Source organism: Pseudomonadota bacterium, assembly GCA_027624955.1.
Taxonomy (GTDB): domain Bacteria; phylum Pseudomonadota; class Alphaproteobacteria; order UBA828; family UBA828; genus PTKB01.
The window spans coordinates 1-3,282 of record JAQBTG010000083.1; the positions used below are offsets into that span (position 1 = coordinate 1).

Below are 3,282 nucleotides of genomic sequence, written 5' to 3' on the forward strand. Positions count from 1 at the left end.
CCGTTCATAGATGCCGGGCCGAGGGTGCAAAAAATATCTTTGCTCACGGTGTAGAATATCCTGTCTTGTTGTGGGGCGTGCCGCTCACTCCGGAAGGCCGGCGAGCAGGGTGCGAAAAAATGTCGGATCGACGGTCCCGGGCCCACTCAGAACAGCGTCTGATAATGAATCAAGGTCGGGCCAAATGCGATTGCGAGCGTCGATCCTACTCGGAACGATCCGACAGCGCGCCCGCACTTCAGCCTCGATGGCCGGATTAAACGGATAATGCCCACGCTCAATCAAGACAACAGGCCGATTGGTACATAATGCTTCGGCGAAGGTGGTCGACGTCGGTGCATCGAACACGAACACATCGGTGTCTTTTAGATGCTCTTCGAATCGCCGATAACTGGTCGGCGCTATCTCCCCGATCGGATTGTGGCGGCCAACAAAATGTCCTTCGGGATGTGGCTTACAAACAAGATCTATCGGGAGGCCGGCCATAAATTCCGCAACCCGCGACTGAAAATCCCAATAGATAACATCTGGCGTGCCAGCGATCGCAAATTGGCGTAGTCCGCGATAGGGATGGCCAACTAAAATGACGCGCCGTCGGCTTCGCGCCACGCCATCGATGCAGGCCTGAAGGAACATTGGCTCGCCATCCGCATGAATTATGTTGCAGCCGCCGAATGGCGCCGCCAGAGGCAGAGCCGCAGATTGGGCGAGGAGTTTCGCCCAGTTCCGGGTGCCAACACAAAACTGTGTCGCCAACATCAATTCACCTAGGGCAGTCAGTGGCAGTGCCTGAGAAATCCCCGTCACGCCGCCATGGTCAAAGCCCGTAACTTGACCTCCGCGACGGCGCACTTCAGAGGCGATCACCCTGGTAACATAAGCCCCGCCAGTGCCTGTCCAAAGGTTACGTGGTAGCCGCTGCTGATTTCTCAATGCGCTCACATCGGCGCAAATCCGCGCGATGGTTGGGCCGAGACGAGCCTCGAAAAGCCACTCCAATCGCGACCGCCAAGGCTCGGCCAAGCCTTCGGCATGTGGCAGCAGGGCCGCCGCCATACGTTTAATAATGGCTTGCCCCGTGCTTGGATCCGACTTTGATGGTCCATGTGACTGCGCTTTGGCAAGAATATTGGCGGCCGGCCAGTACCGCATGCGCGCGCCTGACACCCGAGCGTATCGACGGAGCAAAGCGTTATGGGTCACGGCAATTGATTGGGGGGCCGCCATCGCCATCGGCAGACGCCAGGCCGGAGTCCAGCTGGCGGTCCGGGCGAGCGCGCGAAGCGGCGCATGGTTTGCCGGGCGTACATCGATTACGCCCTTGCCCCGGTGGCGATCCGCCAACACCTCAAACTCGGTTTCGCTGCCGCGCATCGCGTCGAGCTCCGGCGGACCGCCGCGCGCGACAACGCCGTGCTGCGCCTCGCCCTGCACGACATAAGCCGCCTCGGCGAGTGACACGAACCCATTCACCATTCTGCCGCCCGCGACCATAGCGACCTGGTTTTCAAATTCATCATCGATGGCGGCAATCGTTGCAATGACTTCACGACACACAGCCTCGCCAAGGGTTCTTGAGAATGTCCCGGAAACAGGCCATGCGATGCGTTCGCGCCAATCCGGAATGTCGGCAATATCTTCCCACAGGAACGGCGCAATCAGGTCGCCCGCGACGATGTTGAGAGCCGTCACCAGGCGCTCAACCCGCCATCGACAAACAGACTTTGCCCAGTGATATAGGACGCCCCGTCGGACGCGAGAAACACCGCCGTGCCCACAACTTCATCTGCCCGAGCCATTCGGCCCAACGGTACCCGGTTGGAATATTGCGCCTTAAAGGTTTCGTTCTGGCCCGCTTCAACGCCACCCGGAACCAGAGCGTTCACGCGGATGCCGTGGGCAGCCCAGTACGTCGCCAGCCAGCGCACCAGGCCCTCGCTACCAGCCTTGACGGCTGAATAAACCGCCGGGCTGCAGATTTTTTTCCCGGAAAACTCAGCACCGTCATAGATGCTGTTGTCGGGGCCCAACGCCCCATAAATGGAGGAGGTCTGAAGGATCGAACCGCGTACACCCGCCGCGACCATCTGACGTCCAACCGCTTGGGTGATCACAAATGCGCCTTGGAGGTCAACCCCAACGACACGCTGCCAATCCTCCAGGTCGAATTCTTCATAGGGAGTGAATTCATTTTTCAGCCCAGCTGATTGGTTGGCGGCATTGTTATGCAGCACGTCAATTTGACCAAGTTCGTGCCGCGACGCCTCCAGTGCCGTGGCAACCGAGGACGGGTCGGCAATATTGCACGTTAGTGCACATGTCCCAACGCCATACGTCTCCGCCACGGCGTCTGCAACCGCTTGGCCTTTTTCCGCGTCGATATCGAGTATCGCGACGTTTGCGCCGTGCGCCGCGTAGCCGCGCGCGAACTCGGCACCCAGATAGCCGCCGCCACCAGTCAGGAGCACCGTCCGGCCGGACAGGTCAAAAAGCTTCCGATAATCTATGCCCATCATTGCTGTCTCTAATTTTCCAGTTGGCGCCGCATCAAAAATTCGACGAGTTCGAAATCAAATTCACTGTCGATATCGCGCGAGCGCGCCTCCGGCATAACGTAGAGCGCGGTCCGTTCCGTCACGACATGAGGGGACGAAAACAAGCGGTCGCGAGACCACACATATATGGAGGCGTTACAATCGAAGCAGTCCGGAGCGTCCTGGCGCCGCGTGAGCAGTGTCGCAGGCGTCTTGGCCACCCGCACGAAGCCGCTGGGGTCCCGTTCCACCAGATTAAAATAGGGCGAACGGTGGGCCGGTGCGCCGGTAATAACATTGTCGCATTCGCCTTGCTCGCATAGATCGACGGCAGCCGCGATATCCTCGACATTGCGCAGCGGGGATGTCGCATCAAGATCGCAAATCGTGTCGAAACGAATTCCGGTCCGCGTTTCTGCCTCACGCGCGCAGTGCTGAATCGCCGGCAGCTTGGCAGCGAAATCCGTGGCGAGGTGTGCCGGCCTAGACACGAGAATATCGGCGCCCGCCACACCCGCCGCATCGAGGATATCTACGCTATCGCTGCTCACCGCAATATGATCGAACAGAGCGCTTTCGCGCGCACGCTCAATCGAATGGGCAATCAACGGCTTGCCGAGCAGCGGGCGAATATTCTTGCCGGGCACACCTTTCGAGGCGCCGCGTGCGCAGATACTACAAAGTCGTCTCAGAGGGTTTGCCATGCACCTGTTTCTGCGGCTTTTGCGATCGCCTCAAATGCTTGGAT

At 59.2% G+C, this 3,282-nt stretch carries 3 protein-coding genes; all 3 read right to left on the minus strand.

What is annotated here, in order from left to right; translation table 11 throughout:
• Positions 1 to 84: 84 nt before the first annotated feature.
• The 3 genes from O3A94_17160 to O3A94_17170 are packed head-to-tail and all read right to left on the minus strand — an operon-like array spanning position 85 to position 3,238.
• Positions 85 to 1,692, minus strand: coding sequence for a hypothetical protein (locus O3A94_17160; protein ID MDA1357978.1), 1,608 nt, complete (start codon positions 1,690 to 1,692; stop codon positions 85 to 87).
• Positions 1,689 to 2,516 carry an SDR family oxidoreductase gene (locus O3A94_17165; protein MDA1357979.1) on the minus strand — a complete coding sequence of 276 codons (828 nt, stop codon included), beginning with the start codon at positions 2,514 to 2,516 and terminating at the stop codon, positions 1,689 to 1,691. Before O3A94_17165 ends, O3A94_17160 begins: the two co-directional genes overlap by 4 nt.
• Positions 2,517 to 2,524: 8 nt before the next feature.
• Positions 2,525 to 3,238 (minus strand): acylneuraminate cytidylyltransferase family protein, encoded by a 714-nt coding sequence (locus O3A94_17170; protein MDA1357980.1) that lies wholly within the window; start codon positions 3,236 to 3,238, stop codon positions 2,525 to 2,527.
• Positions 3,239 to 3,282: the final 44 nt, after the last annotated feature.

Bases quoted from the DNA above. Each gene is read 5' to 3' on its own strand.
- O3A94_17165 (MDA1357979.1), bottom strand. From the start codon at position 2,516: ATGATGGGCATAGATTATCGGAAGCTTTTTGACCTGTCCGGCCGGACG.
- O3A94_17170 (MDA1357980.1), bottom strand. From the start codon at position 3,238: ATGGCAAACCCTCTGAGACGACTTTGTAGTATCTGCGCACGCGGCGCC.